At 60.3% G+C, this 19,104-nt stretch carries 17 protein-coding genes; 10 read left to right on the plus strand and 7 right to left on the minus strand.

What is annotated here, in order from left to right:
• The first annotated feature begins 16 nt into the window (after window positions 1–16).
• The 5 genes from C1949_RS06640 to C1949_RS06660 all read left to right on the plus strand — a co-directional run bounded on the left by C1949_RS06640 (window position 17) and on the right by C1949_RS06660 (window position 4,838).
• Complete coding sequence (locus C1949_RS06640) at window positions 17–721, plus strand: histidine phosphatase family protein (protein WP_104737683.1); 705 nt, start codon at window positions 17–19, stop codon at window positions 719–721.
• A gap of 50 nt (window positions 722–771) precedes the next feature.
• Window positions 772–1,086: an SCP2 sterol-binding domain-containing protein gene (locus C1949_RS06645; protein WP_104737684.1), complete on the plus strand. Its 315-nt coding sequence runs from the start codon at window positions 772–774 to the stop codon at window positions 1,084–1,086.
• Window positions 1,087–1,312: 226 nt separating this feature from the next.
• Entirely contained in the window at window positions 1,313–3,115 is a 1,803-nt protein-coding gene (gene atzF / locus C1949_RS06650; RefSeq protein WP_104737685.1) for an allophanate hydrolase, read from the plus strand.
• A 12-nt stretch (window positions 3,116–3,127) separates the two neighbouring features.
• On the plus strand, window positions 3,128–3,865 hold the full coding sequence (locus tag C1949_RS06655; protein ID WP_104737686.1) for a GntR family transcriptional regulator: 738 nt from the start codon (window positions 3,128–3,130) through the stop codon (window positions 3,863–3,865).
• A gap of 205 nt (window positions 3,866–4,070) precedes the next feature.
• Window positions 4,071–4,838, plus strand: a complete 768-nt coding sequence (locus C1949_RS06660; protein WP_104737687.1) for an SDR family oxidoreductase — start codon at window positions 4,071–4,073, stop codon at window positions 4,836–4,838.
• Between the two features lie 60 nt (window positions 4,839–4,898).
• Here C1949_RS06660 and C1949_RS06665 read toward each other — a convergent pair whose 3' ends face one another.
• The 4 genes from C1949_RS06665 to C1949_RS06680 are packed head-to-tail and all read right to left on the minus strand — an operon-like array spanning window position 4,899 to window position 8,929.
• Window positions 4,899–5,549, minus strand: a complete 651-nt coding sequence (locus tag C1949_RS06665) for a hypothetical protein (RefSeq protein WP_104737688.1) — start codon at window positions 5,547–5,549, stop codon at window positions 4,899–4,901.
• 18 nt (window positions 5,550–5,567) lie between these two features.
• Window positions 5,568–6,407: an NAD(+) diphosphatase gene (gene nudC / locus C1949_RS06670; protein WP_104737689.1), complete on the minus strand. Its 840-nt coding sequence runs from the start codon at window positions 6,405–6,407 to the stop codon at window positions 5,568–5,570.
• On the minus strand, window positions 6,404–8,074 hold the full coding sequence (locus tag C1949_RS06675) for a FimL-related protein (protein WP_104737690.1): 1,671 nt from the start codon (window positions 8,072–8,074) through the stop codon (window positions 6,404–6,406). The genes nudC and C1949_RS06675 overlap by 4 nt, the downstream gene beginning before the upstream one ends.
• Before the next feature lie 42 nt (window positions 8,075–8,116).
• A complete protein-coding gene (locus tag C1949_RS06680; RefSeq protein ID WP_104737691.1) occupies window positions 8,117–8,929 on the minus strand; it encodes a crotonase/enoyl-CoA hydratase family protein in 813 nt (270 codons plus the stop codon).
• A 349-nt stretch (window positions 8,930–9,278) separates the two neighbouring features.
• Here C1949_RS06680 and nhaB point away from each other — a divergent pair, with 349 nt between their 5' ends.
• Entirely contained in the window at window positions 9,279–10,772 is a 1,494-nt protein-coding gene (gene nhaB / locus C1949_RS06685; protein WP_104737692.1) for a sodium/proton antiporter NhaB, read from the plus strand.
• 59 nt (window positions 10,773–10,831) lie between these two features.
• On the opposite strand, the gene dnaQ is transcribed toward nhaB, so the two are convergent.
• The 3 genes from dnaQ to C1949_RS06700 are packed head-to-tail and all read right to left on the minus strand — an operon-like array spanning window position 10,832 to window position 12,782.
• Window positions 10,832–11,557 (minus strand): DNA polymerase III subunit epsilon, encoded by a 726-nt coding sequence (gene dnaQ / locus C1949_RS06690; protein WP_104737693.1) that lies wholly within the window; start codon window positions 11,555–11,557, stop codon window positions 10,832–10,834.
• 2 nt (window positions 11,558–11,559) lie between these two features.
• Entirely contained in the window at window positions 11,560–12,012 is a 453-nt protein-coding gene (gene rnhA, locus C1949_RS06695) for a ribonuclease HI (RefSeq protein WP_104737694.1), read from the minus strand.
• Window positions 12,009–12,782 (minus strand): class I SAM-dependent methyltransferase, encoded by a 774-nt coding sequence (locus tag C1949_RS06700; RefSeq protein WP_104737695.1) that lies wholly within the window; start codon window positions 12,780–12,782, stop codon window positions 12,009–12,011. The genes rnhA and C1949_RS06700 overlap by 4 nt, the downstream gene beginning before the upstream one ends.
• A 71-nt stretch (window positions 12,783–12,853) precedes the next feature.
• On the opposite strand from C1949_RS06700, the gene gloB reads away from it, so the two are divergent.
• The 4 genes from gloB (at window position 12,854) to C1949_RS06720 (ending at window position 19,102) form a co-directional block, all read left to right on the plus strand.
• On the plus strand, window positions 12,854–13,633 hold the full coding sequence (gene gloB / locus C1949_RS06705) for a hydroxyacylglutathione hydrolase (RefSeq protein ID WP_104737696.1): 780 nt from the start codon (window positions 12,854–12,856) through the stop codon (window positions 13,631–13,633).
• 63 nt (window positions 13,634–13,696) lie between these two features.
• Complete coding sequence (locus C1949_RS06710; protein ID WP_104737697.1) at window positions 13,697–15,259, plus strand: lytic transglycosylase; 1,563 nt, start codon at window positions 13,697–13,699, stop codon at window positions 15,257–15,259.
• Window positions 15,260–15,374: 115 nt separating this feature from the next.
• Window positions 15,375–17,207 (plus strand): extracellular solute-binding protein, encoded by a 1,833-nt coding sequence (locus tag C1949_RS06715; protein WP_104737698.1) that lies wholly within the window; start codon window positions 15,375–15,377, stop codon window positions 17,205–17,207.
• A 17-nt stretch (window positions 17,208–17,224) separates the two neighbouring features.
• A complete protein-coding gene (locus C1949_RS06720; RefSeq protein WP_104737699.1) occupies window positions 17,225–19,102 on the plus strand; it encodes an extracellular solute-binding protein in 1,878 nt (625 codons plus the stop codon).
• Window positions 19,103–19,104 lie beyond the last annotated feature (2 nt).

Raw genomic sequence — 19,104 nt, forward strand, 5'->3', positions numbered from 1 at the left:
TACAAGGCGGTAGATTGTGGGCAGTATTTACCTGATCAGGCACGGACAGGCATCGCTTGGCGCTGCCAACTATGACGTCCTTTCTCCGCTGGGAATTCGTCAGTCGCAACTATGCGGTGAGCATTTCCACCAGTTGGGCATGCAGTTTGATGCCTGCTATGCGGGTACTTTGCAGCGTCAGATCGATACCGGGCGATACGCGCTCGACGCCATGAATCAACCCAACCTGGTGATTCAGAATGACGCCGCCTTCAATGAATACCACTCCGATCAAGTGGTCGAAAGCTACCTGCCGCAGGTACTCGAAGCGATTCCTGACGCCGAATACTATCTGCAGAACGCAGGCCAGTTCCGCAAAGAATTTCAGCGCGTGTTCAGCCGCGCCGTGACGCTCTGGATCACCGATACCAGCGAACGCAGTGACTGCCCTTCCTGGCAAAGCTACGTTGATCAGGTAGCTGACGGCCTGCGCCGGGTCATCAGCGCCAATAGCGGCAGCGGGCAGAACATTGCCATATTCGCCTCGGGTGGCACCATAACCGCCGCCCTGCAACTGATCACGAACATGCCAGCCACCAGCGCATTCGAACTGAACTGGCAGATCGTGAATACATCTGTAAGCCGACTGCAATATCGCGCAGACAAGCTGAGCCTGGCGTCGTTCAACAGCCGAGCACACCTTGAGATCCACCAGCAACCTGAATGGATCAGCTTCAGATGATTCGCACGGCGCATCCCGCGCCCTGCCCTTAACCACCAAAGGAACCACCGATGACTACCGTTGCAGAAATCACCAGCCAAATGGAATCCAAGTTCAACTCAGCCGCTGCAGCCGGTCTGGATCTGGTATTCCAGTTCAACATCACCGACGACGAGAACTTCAACGTTACCGTCAAGGACGGCACCTGCGCAGTGGCTCAAGGCGAAGCAGCCGATCCGAACGTTACCCTGATCATGGACAAAGAAACCCTGGTTGGCGTCATGACCGGTGAAACTGACGGCATGCAGGCCTTCATGGGCGGTAAACTGCGCGCCGAAGGTGACATGATGCTGGCACTCAAGCTGGGCGAACTGTTCCCGGCCTGATCCGCATGAAGGCAGGCAGGTTGCCGCTGGTCGGCGCCTGCCTGGCCTCTGCACTACAATCGCTCATACCGCCCCTCACCTGCACCAGCACTCCGCAATCCTCACCCTATCAGCGGCAAACCCAACCCTGAAGAACGATATAACCCTATGTTTTTAATAGATTATTAAAAACAGGCATGACGATTGCTCTGCAAATACCAACTTGTATCCAAGATGGTATTCAGACATGACGCAACACACCCTCGGCTTCACCCTCTCCGACTGGCAACAGGCATACCAACAGGAAAAGCAGTCTCCTGCGGAATTGCTCGGCAGCCTGCGCAACGAACTGGACAGCAACGACAACGCCTGGATCAGCCTTATCAGCGAGGTCCAGCTGAGTGCACAGATCGCAGCGCTGGATGAGCAACTGCAACAGGTGGAAGGCAAACTCGAGTCGCTTCCGCTGTACGGCGTCCCCTTTGCCATCAAGGACAACATCGACGCGGCGGGCTGGAACACCACCGCAGCCTGCCCCGCGTTTGCCCACGAGGCAGATACTGATGCCACCGTGGTTGCCCGCCTGAGAGCGGCCGGCGCCATTCTGATTGGCAAGACCAATCTGGACCAGTTCGCCACCGGCCTGGTCGGCACTCGCTCCCCGTATGGTGCTGTCAGCAACAGCTTCAATCCCGATTACGTCAGCGGCGGCTCCAGTTCCGGCTCGGCCAGCGTGGTCGCCCGCGGCCTGGTGCCCTTTGCGCTCGGTACCGACACCGCCGGCTCTGGCCGTGTACCGGCCGGTTTCAACAATATCGTCGGCCTCAAGCCGACCCGTGGCTGGCTATCCAATACCGGACTGGTACCGGCGTGCCGCACACTCGACTGCATCTCGGTGTTCGCCCTGACCGTTGCCGACGCCCAGGCAGTCGCCACCATCGCCGGCGGCTTTGACCCCAGCGACGCCTACAGCCGCGCCAACCCATGCACCGCACCAGTCGGCTTGCCGGTCAGGCCGAAACTGGCCATCCCGGCCAGTCCCGAGTTTTTCGGTGACGGCCAGATGCAGGCTGCCTATGAAGTCGCACTGGAAAAGTGGCGCGCATTTGGCGCAGAGCTGGTCGAGGTCGACTTCACCCCATTCGCGGATCTGGCGGCCCAGCTTTATCAGGGCTCATGGGTCGCTGAGCGTACCGTCGCCGTCGGCGACATGGACCCGGACAAAATGGACCCGGTGGTGCGGAGCATTGTCGAAGGCGGTTACCGGTACAGTGCCTGTGATGCCTATCAGGCAGAGTACATCCGCGCCGAGCTGTCGCGCCGGATCAACCTGATCCTGGCCGAGTTTGACGCGCTGCTGGTGCCAACCTCCCCGACCATTCGCCGTATCAGCGAAATGGCGGATGAACCGGTGCTCTACAACAGCCAGTTCGGTACCTACACCAACTTCACCAACCTGGCCGATCTCAGCGCCCTGGCCATCCCTGCGGGCTTCCGCGAAGACGGCTTACCCGCTGGCGTCACCCTGATCGCACCGGCCTGGTACGATCACGCCCTGGCCGAGCTGGGCAAACGCTGGCAGCAGGCCCAGGCGCTCCCGCTGGGTGCGACCCAGAAGCCCTGCCCAACCGCGCCGCAGGCCAATCAGGCTCCTGGCAGCGTGCGGGTTGCCGTGGTTGGCGCTCACCTCACCGGCATGCCGCTGAACTTCCAGCTGACCAGTCGCGACGCCGTGCTGGTCGAACAAACCCTGACCTGCCCGGAGTACCGCTTGTATGCCCTGCCGGGCACTGTCCCACCCAAGCCGGGCCTGGCTCGCGTCGCGCAGGATGGCGCACAGATCATAGTCGAGCTGTGGGACATCCCGTTGGCCCGCTTCGGTGAGTTCGTCGCCGAGATCCCGCCGCCACTGGGGATCGGCAACCTGCAGCTGGCGGATGGTCGCTGGGTGAAAGGTTTCATCTGTGAACCGGCCGCACTGGCCAATGCCCGCGACATCACCGGCTTCGGCGGTTGGCGCGCGTTCATCGCCAGTCTGAACGCAGCCTGAGCGAGGCATCGCATGCAGCTAAACCAGCCCGCCAGGACGACAGCCCGGCGAGAAAATCTCGCCGAACGCATCCACAGCCAACTTAAGGAGGACATCCTGTCCTTTCGCCTGCTCCCGGGCGATCGCTTCTCGGAAAGCGAGATCGCCGAGCGCATGGACGCCAGCCGCACGCCGGTGCGCCAAGCGCTTTATCAGCTGGAGCGCGAAGGCTATCTGGAGGTGCGCTTTCGCAGCGGCTGGCAGGTTCGCGCCTTCGACTTCGCCCGGTTCGAGGAGCTATATGAGCTGCGTATCGTGCTGGAAATGGAGGCGGTACGCCGCCTCTGCACGGGCGACTCCGGACCGGTGGCGCACGAGGTACTGACAGAACTGCATGACCTGTGGGCAGTCCCACCGGCGCAGCGACATACCCAAGGTGATCACGTCTTCATGCTGGACGAGCGCTTCCATTGCCGGCTGGTCGAGGCCGCCGGGAACAGTGAAATGACCCGCTTGCACGCGGACATCTGTGAACGCATACGGGTCATTCGCAAGCTGGACTTTGAGCGCGCAGAGCGACTGGAAAAGACGTACCAGGAACACGCCATGATCTTGCAGCAGATCAACGCCGGCAACCTGCAGGCAGCCCAGCAACTGTTGCTTGAGCATATCGAGGCCAGCAAGGCCGAGGTGCGCAAGGTCACCCTGCACATGCTGCAGCAGGCTCGCCAGCAGGCGCTACAAGGTCCGGAGACAGCAACGCTCAGCTAAACTCACCGCGTATCCGGTTACCCCATTGATCAACACAATGAGCGGGCAACACCACCCCTGATTGATCCGCGGTTCTCTTGTTCGCACCCTGCCACTGCATTAGATTAGGCGGTCACGCCGTGTCGCAGACAGCTTGCCATAAGCAACTGACCGGCACCCACTGACAGCCTCGTGAGCCGGGGCAGCAAGACAACAAGGAACCACCATGCAAAAGACCCAACTGTTCGATCTGGACGGCAAAGTTGCCCTGGTAACCGGCGCCAGCCGCGGTATCGGCGAGGCCATCGCCAAGCTGCTGGCCCAACAGGGTGCACACGTGATCATCTCCAGCCGCAAGATCGACGACTGCCAGGCGGTTGCCGACGCGATCGTTGCCGCCGGCGGCAAGGCTTCTGCACTGGCCTGCCACATTGGTGACATGGATCAGATCGTGGCTACCGTCGCAGCCATCCGCGAGCAGTTCGGCAAGCTGGACATTCTGGTCAACAACGCCGCTGCCAACCCCTACTTCGGCAACGTGCTGGACACCGATCTGGGCGCTTTCCAGAAGACTGTTGACGTCAACATCCGTGGCTACTTCTTCATGTCGGTCGAAGCGGGCAAGCTGATGCGCGAAAATGGCGGCGGCAACATCCTCAATGTTGCCTCGGTCAACGGCGTGGTTCCTGGCCAACTGCAAGGCATCTATTCCATCACCAAAGCCGCAGTCATCAACATGACCAAGGTGTTCGCAAAAGAAACCGCCCAGTTCGGTATCCGCTGCAACGCACTGCTGCCGGGCTTGACCGACACCAAGTTCGCTTCAGCCCTGACTACCAACGACGCCATCCTCAAGCCCGCGCTGGAGCGCATCCCGCTGGCACGGGCCGCTGACCCATCTGAAATGGCAGGCACCGTTCTGTACCTGGTAAGCGATGCTTCCAGCTACACCACTGGCGCCGCAATCAACGTCGACGGCGGCATGCTTGCCTGATCCACCGGCGACACTAAAAAAGGCTGCCCTCGGGCAGCCTTTTTTGTCACCACACAGCGCTTACTGAAAGCGCTTCATCGCCGCCTTGGCCTGCGCATTCAAGGGTTCCGGCGTCAGCCCGGTAGGGCCGATATCGAGCGAGAAACGAGCTCCATCAACCAGCGGCACAAAGCGCACCTCAAACGCATCGGCCTGAACCAGCGAGCGCCCGCTCAGCCGATCCGCCCAAACCCAGACATCGCGCCACGCCGGTGTCGGGTTTAGATTCGCGGACAGTCCACTGCTGGCATCGCGCTGTTGCTCCAGCGCCAGGTAGCGGCCCAGTAGCCGGTGCAAACGGTAGCCATCTTCCAGTCCAATCACCGAAGCCAAACCCTGCCAGCGCAACACCTGCACTTCAATCTCCCACAGATCACCAGCCAGACTGACTTTCTGTTCACCTTCAGGCCCGGAGATCACCGCTTCATAGTGCTGAGGCGCGACTTGGGTAAATGTCAGGGTGCCCGCAGTCACCTTGCTCTCGATCACCCGAAAGTGCTGGACGTCCCACGCAGCCAGACCGACAACCGCCGCCAGTGCCAGCAACGCCAGCAACAGGTTGCCGCGCAGCCATCCGCCCAGCCAGTTCATTCGCCAGCCCTGTCTCAGCGCCAGCAATACCAGCAGCGCGGCAACAACAGCAGCAATCAGGGCCAGTCCTAGGAATTGCATATTGGCTCCTCGCCGAAATCAGGCCGGCACCGGCGGCTGATCGACGCCCGCCTGACGTGCAAGATAACAATCGATCAGCCATCGCGAGATGGTGCCGCGCGGCGGAATCTTCGGCAGGTCATCAATCGAGCACCAGTAGGCTTCTTCGATTTCTCCTTCCTGGGGAATAATCTCACCACCGGCATACTCGGCGTGAAAGCCCAGCATTAACGAATTGGGGAACGGCCAGCTCTGGCTGCCAAGATATTCAAGGTTGCAGACCTCAAGATTGACTTCCTCCTTCACTTCACGGTGCAGACACTCTTCCACCGACTCACCCGGCTCAATGAAGCCCGCCAGGGTACTAAAGAAACCCGGCGGAAAGTGCGGCGAACGCGCCAGCAACACCTCACGGCCACGCGTGATGAGGACGATGATGCAGGGCGCCAGCTTAGGATACTCACGCCGCTGGCAGCGCACGCATTCCATCGCCCGCTCCTCTTCGCGCGGCTGCATCGGGTCGCCGCAGCAGCCGCAGAAGCGGTGGCTCTGGTACCAGGCGTTAAGTTGCTGAGCAACACCTAGCAGACGAAACAACTGGTCGTCTACCTGTCCAACCAACGTACGCAAGCCATGCCAGCTCAGACCGGGCGTATCCAGGCTATCGCTCAGGTAAATCAGCTGACAGGGCCGACCATCCACCAGCCCAAGCGGCAGGCGATGCTCGACGTCACCGAAGTACATGGCCTGGTCGGGGTCGTGCAGCAGACTGCCGTCGTACATCGCGAACTGGTTCTGGTAAAAAACCACAACAATGCCATCGCGCTGCGACTCAACACTCAGCTGGGTGGCAGGTTGAAACACACGAAAAGATCTCATTCGGACGCATTCCCCGATACAGCGTATCCCAGTTCGGCCATACTCTCTTCCGCCAGCGCAAGCACATCAGCGGTCGTCACGGTCGCGCGCTCGGCGGACTCCAGATAGAACTCAATGCTGGTCAGCGCATCGGCCAGCACCTCAAGCTGAGCGTCGGCAGGCACCTGTTTGCGCTCAAGCATCGTTTCGCGAATGAAGCGTGCCGCCATGTTGATGATCCTGGCGGCACGGCCCATGCCCAGAAACACCAGACCACCGCGCACCGTTTCCAGTGACGGCGGAACATTGAGCAGGTGCATGGCATCGTTGCCCGATTCCATGTACGCGGTAATAGCCCGCTTGGCCAGTGCCAACCCGGCCTGAGACTCCTCGATCAGCACAATCCGGGCTTCCTTGAGCTCCAGCGGCTCGCCAAATTCGCTCTTATCACCCGACGTCGACTCGCCGCCGAAAAGCGAAGAGTCGAGTCGATTCACCGCCGTTTCAGCACGCAACACTGCATCAGCAACCTGCTCGAGCACATCAAGCCGCCCCGGTTGCCAGTCATCAAGGCGGCCGCTGATCGCACTGATGGCGTCCGATTCTGCCTTGAGATCAAGCATCGCCAGTGTCTTCCAGAGCCGATCCAGGCCGGAAGACAGGCTCTCCAGAGACTGATCGGAATCGCCGGCATTGCGCGCCAGCAGATCCAGCAGATCCTTGATCGCGTTAACTTCCTCTCGCAGCGCTTCGGCTACCGAGCGCATCACGTCAATACCGGGACCATGGAGACGGGCGAAGGCTTCGTTCAGCTCATACTCGGTAAATCCGGGATCAGGCAGCTGGTAGGCCGTACTGACCTCGACACAGCGATCACAGCTGGGATCCGCCAGCGCCACCATATAGAGCAGCTCGCGCAGCAACCCCTCATTCAGTCGGTGACTGGCACCGGAAGCCAGTGCATTGCGAATCTCGCGATCCAGCGCAGCAAACAGCTTCTTGCGCATCGGCGTCAGATTCAATGGCGTCTGCTCAAGTGCTTCCAACGCCGCACCAGCGACCCAGCACAATGTCGCCATACGCGAGTTCAGGCCAGCTTCGAAACGAGACAACGAGCGCTGCATCAGCGGAATCGAAGCAGCCAGCCCGTCATCACGCAGCAACCCCAGCAAACCCAGTTGATACATCTGCCGCAGGCGGCCGAACACCTTGGCATCACCAGCTTCATTCGAGCCTGGACGGAACCCGGCAGGCAGGCCAGCAACCGGCAATGGATAAAAGTGACCGTCAGGCAGCGGCGGTACACCCGAGCGGTGTGCGCGCATCTGGTTGATCATCGGCAATAGCAGCTCGGGGCGTTCGCCCCCTTGCTGCCGTGCCTGATCCAGATAGCGCTGCAAGAGAAACAGCGCATCACACAGGGCGGATAACGGCGCATTGCGTTCATCGCCGTCATGGACAGGAATGTCCATCGCCAAGCCAATCATCTCGTCGAGCAGCAGCGCTGCTCCTTTGAGTTCGATCAACGCCAGCGTACCGCGCAGCTGCTGCAGCCCTTCTATTGATTGCTGCAGCAGGCTGCCGTTCTGGCGATCTTCGAGGAACTGTTGCAGCAGGTTTTCCACTTCACCCATGCTGGCGAAGAGTTCGTCCCTGACAAGATCCAGTGAAGTGGTACCGGTCAACATGGCATTCAGTCTCCCACCATCCCTGCGTAGCGCGATTGTCGATCAGTCTGCAAACTTGGGGGCTTGCTTGCTCATATGCGCCATGACCGCAGCCTTGAGGTCATCGGACTGCAACATCGCGGCGTTCCAGGTGGCGATATAGTTCAGTCCATCCTCAACACTGTGGTCACGGCTGAAGCGAATCATTTCCTTGGTGCCGCGGATAGCCAGCGGCGACTTCGAGGCAATTGTCTGTGCCAACTCCATGACCCCGGCGATCAGCTGAATGTGATCGCTCCAGGTTCGATTGACCAAGCCGATACGAGCAGCCTCGTGGCCATCGACCGCGCGACCGGTATAGGCCAGTTCCCGCATCATGCCATCGCCAATGATGCGCGGCAAACGCTGCAGCGTCCCCACATCAGCCGCCATTCCCATATCGATCTCCTTGATCGAAAAGCTGGCGTCCTCGGTGCTGTAACGCATGTCGCAGGCAGAAATCAGGTCAATAGCGCCGCCGATGCAATAGCCATGAATGGCGGCAATCACCGGTTTACGGCAACGATCAATGACATTGAAAGAGTGTTGCAACTGCAGCACATTGCGGCGAATCGCCTCGGCCTTGCGCCCGATATCCTGGTCCATGCCGCTGGAGGCCTCGGCCAGCATCTGCAGATCGATACCCGCCGAGAAGTGCTTGCCGGCGCCGGAAATGACGGCACAACGCACCTCCGGGGTTTCGTCGATCCAGTTGAACACCTCGATGATCTCCAGCCAGAACTCACGATTCATGGCGTTGATCTTTTCCGGACGGTTGATCTGAACATGAGCGACCTTGCCCACCTGTTCCACCAGCAGCGTCTTGTAATCCGGCATATGCGACCTTTTTCTTGTAGGTAACAACAGGCGTCCGACCCGAATCTGATCCAGGTCAGACACCTCCTTGGAATAATTGCATTAACATGACTATATCAAGCTAACAGTTAAACTCCATAACCAAATACTCAGCAAGCGCGCCTAAGATACTGAAAATGCGACGCGCTTGGACTACTGGGCCGCGCCCAAAGTAGGGCTAACAAAGACCTGCGACGGGGCAGCCATTACGGCACGGGTGGTTTATGCTTGCCGCGAGCCGATGAGAGCACGTCGAACAGCCCCTTGCCGCCAGGAGCGGTACGCAGGGAGTTGTTCGACGCACTTTCCCCATTGAAACAGGACTTTCAACATGTCTGAAGCCATCCTACCGGCATTGGCGCACAACTTTCTGGGCCAGGCGCCCGGCTGGTATAAGCGCACGATTATCGCCTTCCTGCTGCTCAATCCACTGGCGATGTGGCTGCTTGGCCCCTACCTGACGGGCTGGCTCCTGATCATCGAGTTCATCTTCACGCTTGCGATGGCGCTCAAGTGCTATCCGCTGCTACCCGGCGGGTTGCTTGCCATGGAAGCCCTGGCCATCGGCATGACCTCGCCTGAAGCACTCTACAAAGAGGTTTTGGGTAACTTCCCGGTGATTCTGCTGCTGATGTTCATGGTCGCCGGCATCTACTTCATGAAGGATCTGTTGCTGCTGACCTTCACCAAGCTGATTCTCGGTGTACGATCAAAGTCAGCCTTGGCCTTGCTATTCAGCCTGGTTGCCGCGGTATTGTCTGCCTTCCTCGACGCCCTGACGGTAACGGCAGTCATCATCACCGTGGCGGTCGGCTTTTACGGCGTTTACCACAAGGTCGCCTCAGCCGGGCCGAGCGATGGCGCCAGCGTAGACCCCGATGAGAACCCGCTGCACCGCGAGCACCTGGAAGAGTTCCGCGCCTTTCTGCGCAGCCTGCTGATGCACGGTGCCGTAGGCACGGCACTCGGCGGCGTCTGCACCCTGGTTGGCGAGCCACAGAACCTACTGATCGCGGGGGTAGCAGGCTGGGACTTCATTCAGTTCTTCAAACTGATGGCACCGGTCAGCATGCCGGTTCTGGCCGCGGGTCTGCTGACCTGCCTGCTGCTGGAAAAAACCGGTTGGTTCGGCTATGGCGCCCGCCTGCCACGCCCGGTTCGCAAAGTCCTCGAGGACTTCGCCACAGCAGAACAGGCCAAACGCAAGGCACAACAGAAAGCCGCCCTGATGGTGCAGGCCATTGCCGCCATTCTGCTGGTGATCGGTCTGGCGCTGCATTTGGCCGAAGTTGGCTTCATCGGCCTGATGGTCATCATTCTTATCGCCTCGTTCAACGGCATCATCGATGAACACCAGATCGGCAAGTCCTTCCAGGAGGCCCTACCCTTCACCTCGCTGCTGGTGGTGTTCTTCGCCATTGTCGCGGTCATCCACGAGCAACACCTGTTCAGCCCAATCATCCATGCGGTGCTCGCGCTGCCGCCTGAGCAGCAGCCCAGCATGTTCTTCATTGCCAACGGCGTTTTGTCGATGATCAGCGACAACGTCTTCGTCGCTACCGTCTACATCAGCGAGGTCAAGCAGAGCCTGGACGCTGGCGAGATCACGCTGGAGCAATTTGAGCGGCTTGCCGTTGCCATCAACACCGGCACCAACCTGCCAAGCGTCGCCACACCAAACGGTCAGGCGGCGTTCCTGTTCCTGCTGACCTCGGCGATCGCGCCGCTGGTTCGACTGTCCTACGGGCGCATGGTCTTCATGGCGCTGCCCTACACTCTGGTACTGGGTGGTGTCGGCTTGCTTGCGGTTACTTACTGGCTCTAGAAAGCAAAAAGCCCCGCTGAAATCAGCGGGGCTTTTTGCTGCTGGCGTGGTCGCTCAGATCACTGCTCGGGCGCGCCGCGCCAAAGGGCAAACCCGGCTGACTTTTCTACCGCCGCCAGACGTTGGTCATGCGCTTCCAGCTCCTCAGTGCTGGCGCGCAGCACCCGCAGCTGCTCACGCAGTGCCGGGTCGATGCGCCGAATCGCACTTACGGCGTTGCCATCTCCGCCCTCTCCCTGACCATGCGCAGCCAGTGACAGCGCAGTCTGGCCACCGGTCATGATCAGGTAGACATCAGCCAGAATCTCGGCATCAAGCAAGGCGCCGTGCAGCTCACGCTGAGAGTTGTCTACCCCGTAGCGCTTGCACAGGGCATCCAGACTATTGCGCTGCCCCGGGTGCTTCTCCCGCGCCATGGCCAGAGTGTCGAGCACGCTGCAGTGATCGGCAATCAGGCCATGCCCGCGATTGAGCCGGGTCAGTTCACTGTCGAGGAATCCAACGTCGAAGGCCGCGTTATGGATGACCAGGCGCGAGCCGGTAACGAAGTTCATAAAATCGTCGGCGATGTCGGCGAACACCGGCTTGTCGGCGAGAAAATCCAGCGAAATCCCGTGAACCGCCTGCGCACCTTCATCAATATCGCGCTCAGGATTGATGTAGACATGGTAGTGCCGGCCGGTCAGACGGCGATCAATGACCTCGACGCAGCCGATCTCGATGATCCGATGGCCTTCCTTGTGCTCGATACCCGTGGTTTCGGTATCCAGTACCACTTCACGCATGCTTAGCCCTTCCGCTCGTTCAAGACGTGTTCGACACCCAGGTTGGCCAGTTGGTCGGCCAGCTCGTTCTCCGGGTGCCCGGTATGGCCGCGCACCCAGCGCCATTCCACTTCATGCTGGCTGACCAGCGCGTCCAGCTGCTGCCAGAGATCCACATTCTTGACCGGCTGCTTGCTGGCGGTCTGCCAGTTACGTTTTTTCCAGTTCGGCATCCATTCACGGACACCTTTCATCACGTACTGCGAGTCTGTCGTCAGAACGACGGCAGCAGGCCGTTTGAGCGCTTCCAGGCCGCGAATGGCAGCCGTCAGCTCCATTCGGTTATTGGTGGTTTCCAGCTCGCCACCATAAAGACGCTTTTCATTCGGGCCCAAGCGCAGCAAGACCCCCCAACCGCCGGGCCCAGGGTTACCCTTGCACGCCCCATCGGTATAAATTTCGATTGTCTGACTCATCTACCATCCCGTTTATGCGCCCGCCGACTCCCCGCAGCCAAAGGCGGCATCACCAGCGTCGGGAACCCCCTTCCACGCTCGCGCTGGGGTGTCACGCCGAGCATCTGGCGCCGCGCCAGCAGGCAATAGAACCCACCACCCGGCAGACAACGACGTTGCCCCAGCGACTCCATGAAATCGAGTCGCTGTAACCAGGTGCCGGAAGCGAGCGGCGGACGATAGCACCCATCAATGCGTTTCTCCACCGTAAAGCCAAGCAGCTCAAGCCAATCGACTAAACGCGCCGGGCTGACAAAACCGGCCTCACCAAACCAGCCCCTGCCAAAGTAGTGCTGCCAGCCCCAGGTGCTCCAAGGGTTGAAACCGAAGATAAGTAGATGACCGCCCGCGCGAACAGTCTGACTGGCCTCACGCAGCAAGGTCCGGGGAGACAGACTGAAATCGAGACCGTGATGCAGAACCACGACATCCAGCGCCTGCGGCGCAAAGGGCCAGAAAGCCTCATCAACGGCAATGCTCTCGCCCTGACCGAGCATATCCAGATGCCAGCAGTGGCGCAGCACCTTCACCTCGGGTGCCAGCAAGCCGGGCGCCAGTCCGTACTGCACCAGATGCTGACCAAAGCAACTGGGCAGCAATTCGCGCTGCGTAGTGCACTCAGCCTGCAGCAGCATCTGCCCGGCCGGCTGCTCCAGCCATTGTCGCGCCTCCTGCAGCAGTCGCAACATGTCGGCCTGACTGATCGAGCGCTTTGCTTCGCTGATCTCCATTACCTCTCCACGGTACTTGCCATCGGCACAATTCGCTAAGATAGCCTTACACGTTAAGGAAAAGCTGCCTCATGTCCACCTTTATCGCGCTACCCGCTTTCAATGACAACTACATCTGGCTGCTGGTCGACGAGCAGCGCCAACAGGTTGCCGCTGTCGACCCCGGCGATGCGAAGCCCGTCATCAACTGGCTGGGACGCCACCCCGAATACAGCCTTTCTCATATCCTGATCACCCACCACCATCCGGATCATGTCGGTGGTGTCAATGCTCTGAAAGCCGGCACCGACTGCAAGGTGTGGGGCCCCGAGGCTGAAGCCATTCCCGGCCGCGACCGAGCGCTCAATGACGGCGACACCATCAACTTGTTTGGCCAGACGCTTGAGGTTATCGCCGTGCCCGGTCATACCCTCGGTCACATCGCCTATTTCTGCGACAACGCAGGTGACCCCTGGCTGCTCAGCGGCGACACCCTGTTTGCCGGCGGTTGCGGCCGGCTGTTCGAAGGCACGCCTGAGCAGATGCACCACTCCCTGTCGCGGCTGGCTGCACTGCCGGATAACACCCGCGTCTACTGTGCACACGAATACACCCAGGCCAATCTGCGTTTCGCCCGTGCAGTCGAACCGGACAACGCCGACATCAGGGTGCGCCTGGAAGTGGTCGACGAGTTACGCGCCGCAGGTCGCATGACACTGCCCACTGATCTGGCATTGGAAAAGCGCACCAACCCCTTCCTGCGCTTCAACTGCGACGCTGTGACGCAGGCAGCCAGCGATCAAGGCGGTGTCTCCGTGGCTCCCGGGGTAGAGACCTTCGCCGCAATTCGAGCCTGGAAGGATCGCTTCTGACCAATCGTGCCTTGACCCTCCCTGAGGGGCTCCATAGAATCGACCTCATTTTGGGGGTCGTTCATGCGTCGTGTGGTATCTGCCATCTTGCCCAGAGTGCTGTCAGCAGCGTCCCTCGGTGGTCTGCTGCTGATTGCCGGCTGCCAGACCACCGAGATCAGTGGCCAGCGTCAGGGCGATGCTGACTACAGCGTTGCCAGCACCCCGAAGGTACCCTCTCCGTTCCTGACGCCCAGCGTCGAGCCTGCCCCCCCCGAGCTGGTGCCTGAAACCAAGCCGCACACCCTCTGGGGACGCATTCGTGCCGGCTTCCGCCTTGACCCGGCCGCCATCGACAACCCACGAATTGATCAACAGCGCATCGTCTTTGCCAGTCAATCCCGTTACTTCGAACTGACCTCAGCTCGCGCCCAGCGCTATCTGTTCTATGTCGTTGAACAGCTCGAAAGCCGCGACATGCCGCAGGAACTCGCCCTGCTGCCCTTTATTGAAAGCGCCTATAACCCTCAAGCGATCTCCAGCGCACAGGCCGCTGGCCTCTGGCAGTTCATCCCGTCTACTGGCCGCAACTTTTCCCTGCGCCAGGACTGGTGGTACGACGGTCGCCGTGACGTAACGGCCTCAACCCAGGCGGCACTCGACTACCTCAGCCTGCTCAACGAGTACTTTGACGGCGACTGGCTGCTTGCGCTGGCCGCCTACAATTGTGGAGAAGGCTGCGTTGGTCGCGCCATCAAGCGCAATGAAGCCCTCGGCCTGCCAACCGACTACTGGAACCTGCAGTTGCCGCGCGAAACCATGAACTACGTGCCCAAGCTGCTGGCACTGGCGCAGATCGTCGACAGCCCTACCGCTTACGGCACCGTGCTTCCCAGCCTGGCCAACGAGCCCTACTTCGCCGAGGTCACGCTCGACCAGCAGATCGACCTGCGCAAGGTCGCCGAATTGGCCGACGTTTCCACCGACGAACTGCTGAGCCTCAACCCGGCGTTCAACCAGCGGGTCACTGCGCCCAACGCCGAGTACCAGTTGCTGATTCCGGTAGACCGTCTTGACCAGTTCACCGAGGCTCTGGCCGAACTGCCAGCAGACCAGCGCATCAACTACCAGCACTACCGCGTGCGCAGCGGTGACACACTGTCCCAGATTGCCCGTCGCCATCAGCTCACTGTCAGCGCCATTCGTGATGTGAACGACATCAACGGCAGCCTGCTGCGGGTAGGCCAGACACTGATGCTGCCGCAGTTCAGCGATGCACCGGCCAGCACCTCCACCGAGCAAGCGATAGCAAGCAGCAACCAACGCAGCTACCGCGTCCAGGCAGGCGACAACCTGTGGAACATTGCACGTGCCCACGGCACTACCGTCGACCGCATCAAGCGTGACAACAATCTGCAAAGCAACGCCCTGACCGTTGGCCACACGCTGATGCTGGCCAGCAACGCTGCAAGCCAGCGCAATGACGCCGGCAATGACGGTCGGCGTGTGGCCTACACCGTCAAGTCAGGCGATTCGCTGTACACCATCGCGCAACGCTTCAACATCCAGGTGGAGAAGATTCGCGACTGGAACCAGGTTGGTCGCTATCTGCAACCTGGCCAGCAACTGACGCTGTTCGTCCGCTGAGCGGCCGGGCTTTCGCCCGGCCCTGCACAATGGTAGCGTTGGCACATCGCTGACGGTCACCTGCGCCTGATACCCAGGGCCGTCAACCAACGGCCCCTGTATCGCACGGACTTAAATGCCTCTGCTGTTCCGAACTCTCTGCTGTACCTTACTGCTGGTCACCGCCCTGCCAAGCTGGGCTACCCTGTATCGCCAGCATGGCTACTCGCTGTATGGCCAACCACACTATCCGGAGAACTTCGAACACCTCGATTACGTCAATCCGGGCGCGCCGAAAGGCGGCACCTTGCGGGTGATGGGCAGCGGCACCTTCGACACCCTCAACCCCTACACTCTGAAGGGCACCAGCCCGATCAACACCGGCGACTTTGCCCAACTCGGCATCAGCGAGCTGAACGAGCCGTTGATGGCTGGCAGTGGCCTTTACGACCCTTCCGGCGACGAACCCTACTCCGCCTACGGCTTGATCGCAGAAAGCCTGGAGTTTGCCGACAACCGCAGCTGGGTCGTGTTCAACCTGCGCCCCGAGGCCCGCTTTCACGACGGACAGGCAATCACCGCAGAGGACGTGGCTTTTTCCTACCGACTGCTCAAGGAGCAGGGCCACCCGAACTATCGCTCGGTACTGCAGGATGTCAGCCGCATCGACATTCTTGGCGAGCGCCGTATCCGTTTCGTCTTCAAGCGACCTGGCAACTCCCTGCTTATTCTGCGCCTGGGTGAACTACCCGTCCTGCCTGCCCACTACTGGCGGGACCGCGACTTTGCCAGCACCACCTTTCAGCCCGGACTCAACAGCGGCCCTTACCGGGTAACCAACGTCGACCCCGGCCGCAGCGTGGTCTACGAACGGGTGAGAAACTACTGGGGACGCGACCTGCCAATCAATCGCGGCAAGTACAACTTCGACCGCATGGAAGTCGAGTTCTACCGCGACAACAATGTCGCCTTCGAGGCCTTCAAGGCCGGGGAGTTTGATCTCTATATCGACCATAAGGCGAGCAACTGGGCCAACGCCTACCAGTTTCCGGCGGTCGACAACGGCGACATTCTCAAACGCGAGATAACCCACGAAATTCCGAGCCCGACCCAGGCTATGTTTTTCAACACGCGACGTACACCGTTTGACAGTCTGCCGCTGCGCAAGGCGCTGGGAATGCTGTTTGATTTCGAGTGGTCCAACCGGGTGCTGTTCTATGGTGCCTACCAGCGCTCACTCAGCTACTACCCCAACAGTCCCTTCAGCGCGACCGGAGTCCCGGCCGGCCAGGAATTCCTGAACCTGTCACCCTATCGGGATCAGTTGCCACCGGAACTCTTTCTGCAGCCCTTCAGTCTACCTGTGACCGACGGTCGGGGAATCCCACGGGAGACACTGCGTGAGGCCGTAGAGCTGTTTGCCGAAGCGGGTTGGAAGCTGCGCCGAGGCCGGCTGGAAAATGACGAAGGTGAGCCGCTGCGCTTTGAGATGCTGCTGGTCAACTCAAGCCTGGAACGAATCCTGCAGCCTTACAGAGCCAATCTGGCTCGACTGGGCATCGACATGCAGATACGTACCGTTGACCGCGCGCAATACAAGGCACGGCTGGATCAGTTCGATTACGACATGATCCTGACCACCCTGCCGCAAGGCCTGTCGCCCGGACTGGAGCAAATCGGCTATTTCCATTCCAGTCAGCGCAACGTAAAAGGTAGCCGCAACTATGCGGGCATCAACAATCCGGTGGTCGATGAACTGGTCGAACGCCTGGGTGCCGCCAGCAGCCGCAGCGAGCAGGTTGCCGCGGCGCGCGCCCTCGACAGGGTACTGCTGTGGAACCACTATACAATTCCGAACTGGTATATAAACTACCACCGCATTGCCTACCGGAACTGGCTGCGCACGCCGGACATACCGCCGTACACGTTAGCCATTCGCAGTTGGTGGAAAGACCCGGCAAGCAACTAGAAAAACAAGGGATCTGAATGCAACACTCGCTGAAATCCTGCTGTCTGGCGCTGCTGGCCTGTTGTGCCAGTGCACTGCACGCCGCCCCCCAGCACGCACTCACGCTCTACGATGAAGCACCCAAGTATCCTGCCGATTTCAGCCACTTTGACTACGTCAACCCCGACGCCCCCAAGGGGGGTACACTCCGGCTCCCCGGTTTCGGTGGGTTTGACTCGCTGAATCCCTATATCAGTCGCGGCACCTCTGCCGACCAGCTCGGCCTGATCTACGACACCCTGACCTTCCACTCGCTGGACGAGCCCTTTACCGAATACGGGCTGGTGGCCGAAAGCATGGAGAAGGCCGAAGACGGCACCTGGGTTCGCTTCAAACTGCGCCCGGAAGCGCGCTTCAACGATGGTGTTGGCATTACCGCCGACGATGTGGTGTTCACCTTCAACACCCTGATCGAGCACGGTGCCCCGTTTTATCGGGCCTACTACGGTGGCGTGGACCGCGTGGTTGCCGATGACCCACACAGCGTGACCTTCCACTTCAAGCACACCGGCAACCGCGAACTGCCACTGGTGCTCGGCCAACTGCCCGTGCTGCCCAAACACTACTGGGAAGGCCGCGACTTCAGTAAAGGCTCGCTGGAACCCCCACTGGGGAGCGGCCCCTATCGCATCGGCCAGGTGCGCCCCGGTCGCAGCATCAGCTTCGAGCGCGTCGAAGACTACTGGGCCAAAGACCTGCCAGCCCAGCGCGGCTTCTACAACTTTGACCGGGTAGTCGTGGACTACTACCGCGACAACAACGTAACTCTCGAAGCCTTCAAGGCAGGCCAGTTCGACTTCAACCGGGAAATGGCGGCCAAGAACTGGGCAACCGGTTACAGCAGCCCGGCACTGGACGCCGGCCAGATCATCAAGGAAGAAATACCCAACAACAACACCCAGGGCATGCAGGGCTTTGTCTTCAACATGCGCAAGCCTTACTTCGCCGACGCCCGGGTGCGCCAGGCGATCGCCCTGCTGTTCGACTTTGAATGGTCCAACAGCGCATTGTTCCACAATGCCTATACCCGCACTTCCAGCTACTTCGACAACTCGGAGCTGGCTGCTCGTGGCGAGCCCGGGGCTGACGAACTGGCCCTACTCGAACCACTGCGCGATCAACTCCCGGCCGCCGCCTTCGGCCCAGCCTGGGAGCCACCAAAAACCGATGCCAGCGGCACCATCCGCGAGCAGCGGCGCGCGGCGTATGCGTTATTGCAGGAGGCTGGCTGGCATATCGTTGACGATCAACTGGTAAACGCCGAAGGCGAGCCCCTGCAATTCGAGTTCCTGCTGGTTCAGGCCGACTTTGAGCGCGTGCTCTTGCCGTTCAAGCGCAATCTGGCCTCGCTGGGCATTAACATGGAACTGCGCCGGGTCGATGTCTCCCAATACATCAATCGCCTGCGCTCGCGGGATTTCGATATGGTGGTCAGCAGCTTCGGCCAGTCCAACTCTCCCGGCAACGAACAGCGCGAATACTGGCACTCATCCAGTGCCGACAATCCCGGCAGCCGCAACCTGATGGGGCTGAAAGACCCTGCCGTCGATGTACTGGTTGAAGGCCTGATACAGGCCGACTCACGCCAATCACTGATCACTCACACCCGCGCCCTGGATCGCGCCCTGCGCTCACTCCACCTGCTGGTGCCCAACTGGTACACCAACGTCTACCGTGTCGCCTACTGGAACAAGTTTGACCATCCGGCCCAGTCGCCAAAGTACGACCTAGGCCTGTTCACTTGGTGGATCGACCCGGATAAGGACGCACGCCTGCGTGGCGAACTGGAGCAAGTCGAACAGCAGGCCCCGGAGCTGGCTGATCCGGCCAGCGCACCCGACGCAGAGGCTGAATAAGC

Origin of the sequence: Halopseudomonas oceani (assembly GCF_002903165.1) — a bacterium.
Classification (GTDB): domain Bacteria; phylum Pseudomonadota; class Gammaproteobacteria; order Pseudomonadales; family Pseudomonadaceae; genus Halopseudomonas; species Halopseudomonas oceani.

Excerpts from the sequence above, each read along its gene's own strand:
- C1949_RS06720 (WP_104737699.1), top strand. The coding sequence starts at position 17,225 with ATGCAACACTCGCTGAAATCCTGCTGTCTGGCGCTGCTGGCCTGTTGT.
- C1949_RS06675 (WP_104737690.1), bottom strand. The coding sequence starts at position 8,074 with ATGTTGACCGGTACCACTTCACTGGATCTTGTCAGGGACGAACTCTTC.
- C1949_RS06700 (WP_104737695.1), bottom strand. The coding sequence starts at position 12,782 with ATGGAGATCAGCGAAGCAAAGCGCTCGATCAGTCAGGCCGACATGTTG.
- C1949_RS06660 (WP_104737687.1), top strand. The coding sequence starts at position 4,071 with ATGCAAAAGACCCAACTGTTCGATCTGGACGGCAAAGTTGCCCTGGTA.
- dnaQ (WP_104737693.1), bottom strand. The coding sequence starts at position 11,557 with ATGCGTGAAGTGGTACTGGATACCGAAACCACGGGTATCGAGCACAAG.
- nudC (WP_104737689.1), bottom strand. The coding sequence starts at position 6,407 with ATGAGATCTTTTCGTGTGTTTCAACCTGCCACCCAGCTGAGTGTTGAG.
- gloB (WP_104737696.1), top strand. The coding sequence starts at position 12,854 with ATGTCCACCTTTATCGCGCTACCCGCTTTCAATGACAACTACATCTGG.
- C1949_RS06680 (WP_104737691.1), bottom strand. The coding sequence starts at position 8,929 with ATGCCGGATTACAAGACGCTGCTGGTGGAACAGGTGGGCAAGGTCGCT.
- C1949_RS06665 (WP_104737688.1), bottom strand. The coding sequence starts at position 5,549 with ATGCAATTCCTAGGACTGGCCCTGATTGCTGCTGTTGTTGCCGCGCTG.
- C1949_RS06715 (WP_104737698.1), top strand. The coding sequence starts at position 15,375 with ATGCCTCTGCTGTTCCGAACTCTCTGCTGTACCTTACTGCTGGTCACC.
- C1949_RS06710 (WP_104737697.1), top strand. The coding sequence starts at position 13,697 with ATGCGTCGTGTGGTATCTGCCATCTTGCCCAGAGTGCTGTCAGCAGCG.
- nhaB (WP_104737692.1), top strand. The coding sequence starts at position 9,279 with ATGTCTGAAGCCATCCTACCGGCATTGGCGCACAACTTTCTGGGCCAG.
- atzF (WP_104737685.1), top strand. The coding sequence starts at position 1,313 with ATGACGCAACACACCCTCGGCTTCACCCTCTCCGACTGGCAACAGGCA.
- rnhA (WP_104737694.1), bottom strand. The coding sequence starts at position 12,012 with ATGAGTCAGACAATCGAAATTTATACCGATGGGGCGTGCAAGGGTAAC.
- C1949_RS06655 (WP_104737686.1), top strand. The coding sequence starts at position 3,128 with ATGCAGCTAAACCAGCCCGCCAGGACGACAGCCCGGCGAGAAAATCTC.
- C1949_RS06645 (WP_104737684.1), top strand. The coding sequence starts at position 772 with ATGACTACCGTTGCAGAAATCACCAGCCAAATGGAATCCAAGTTCAAC.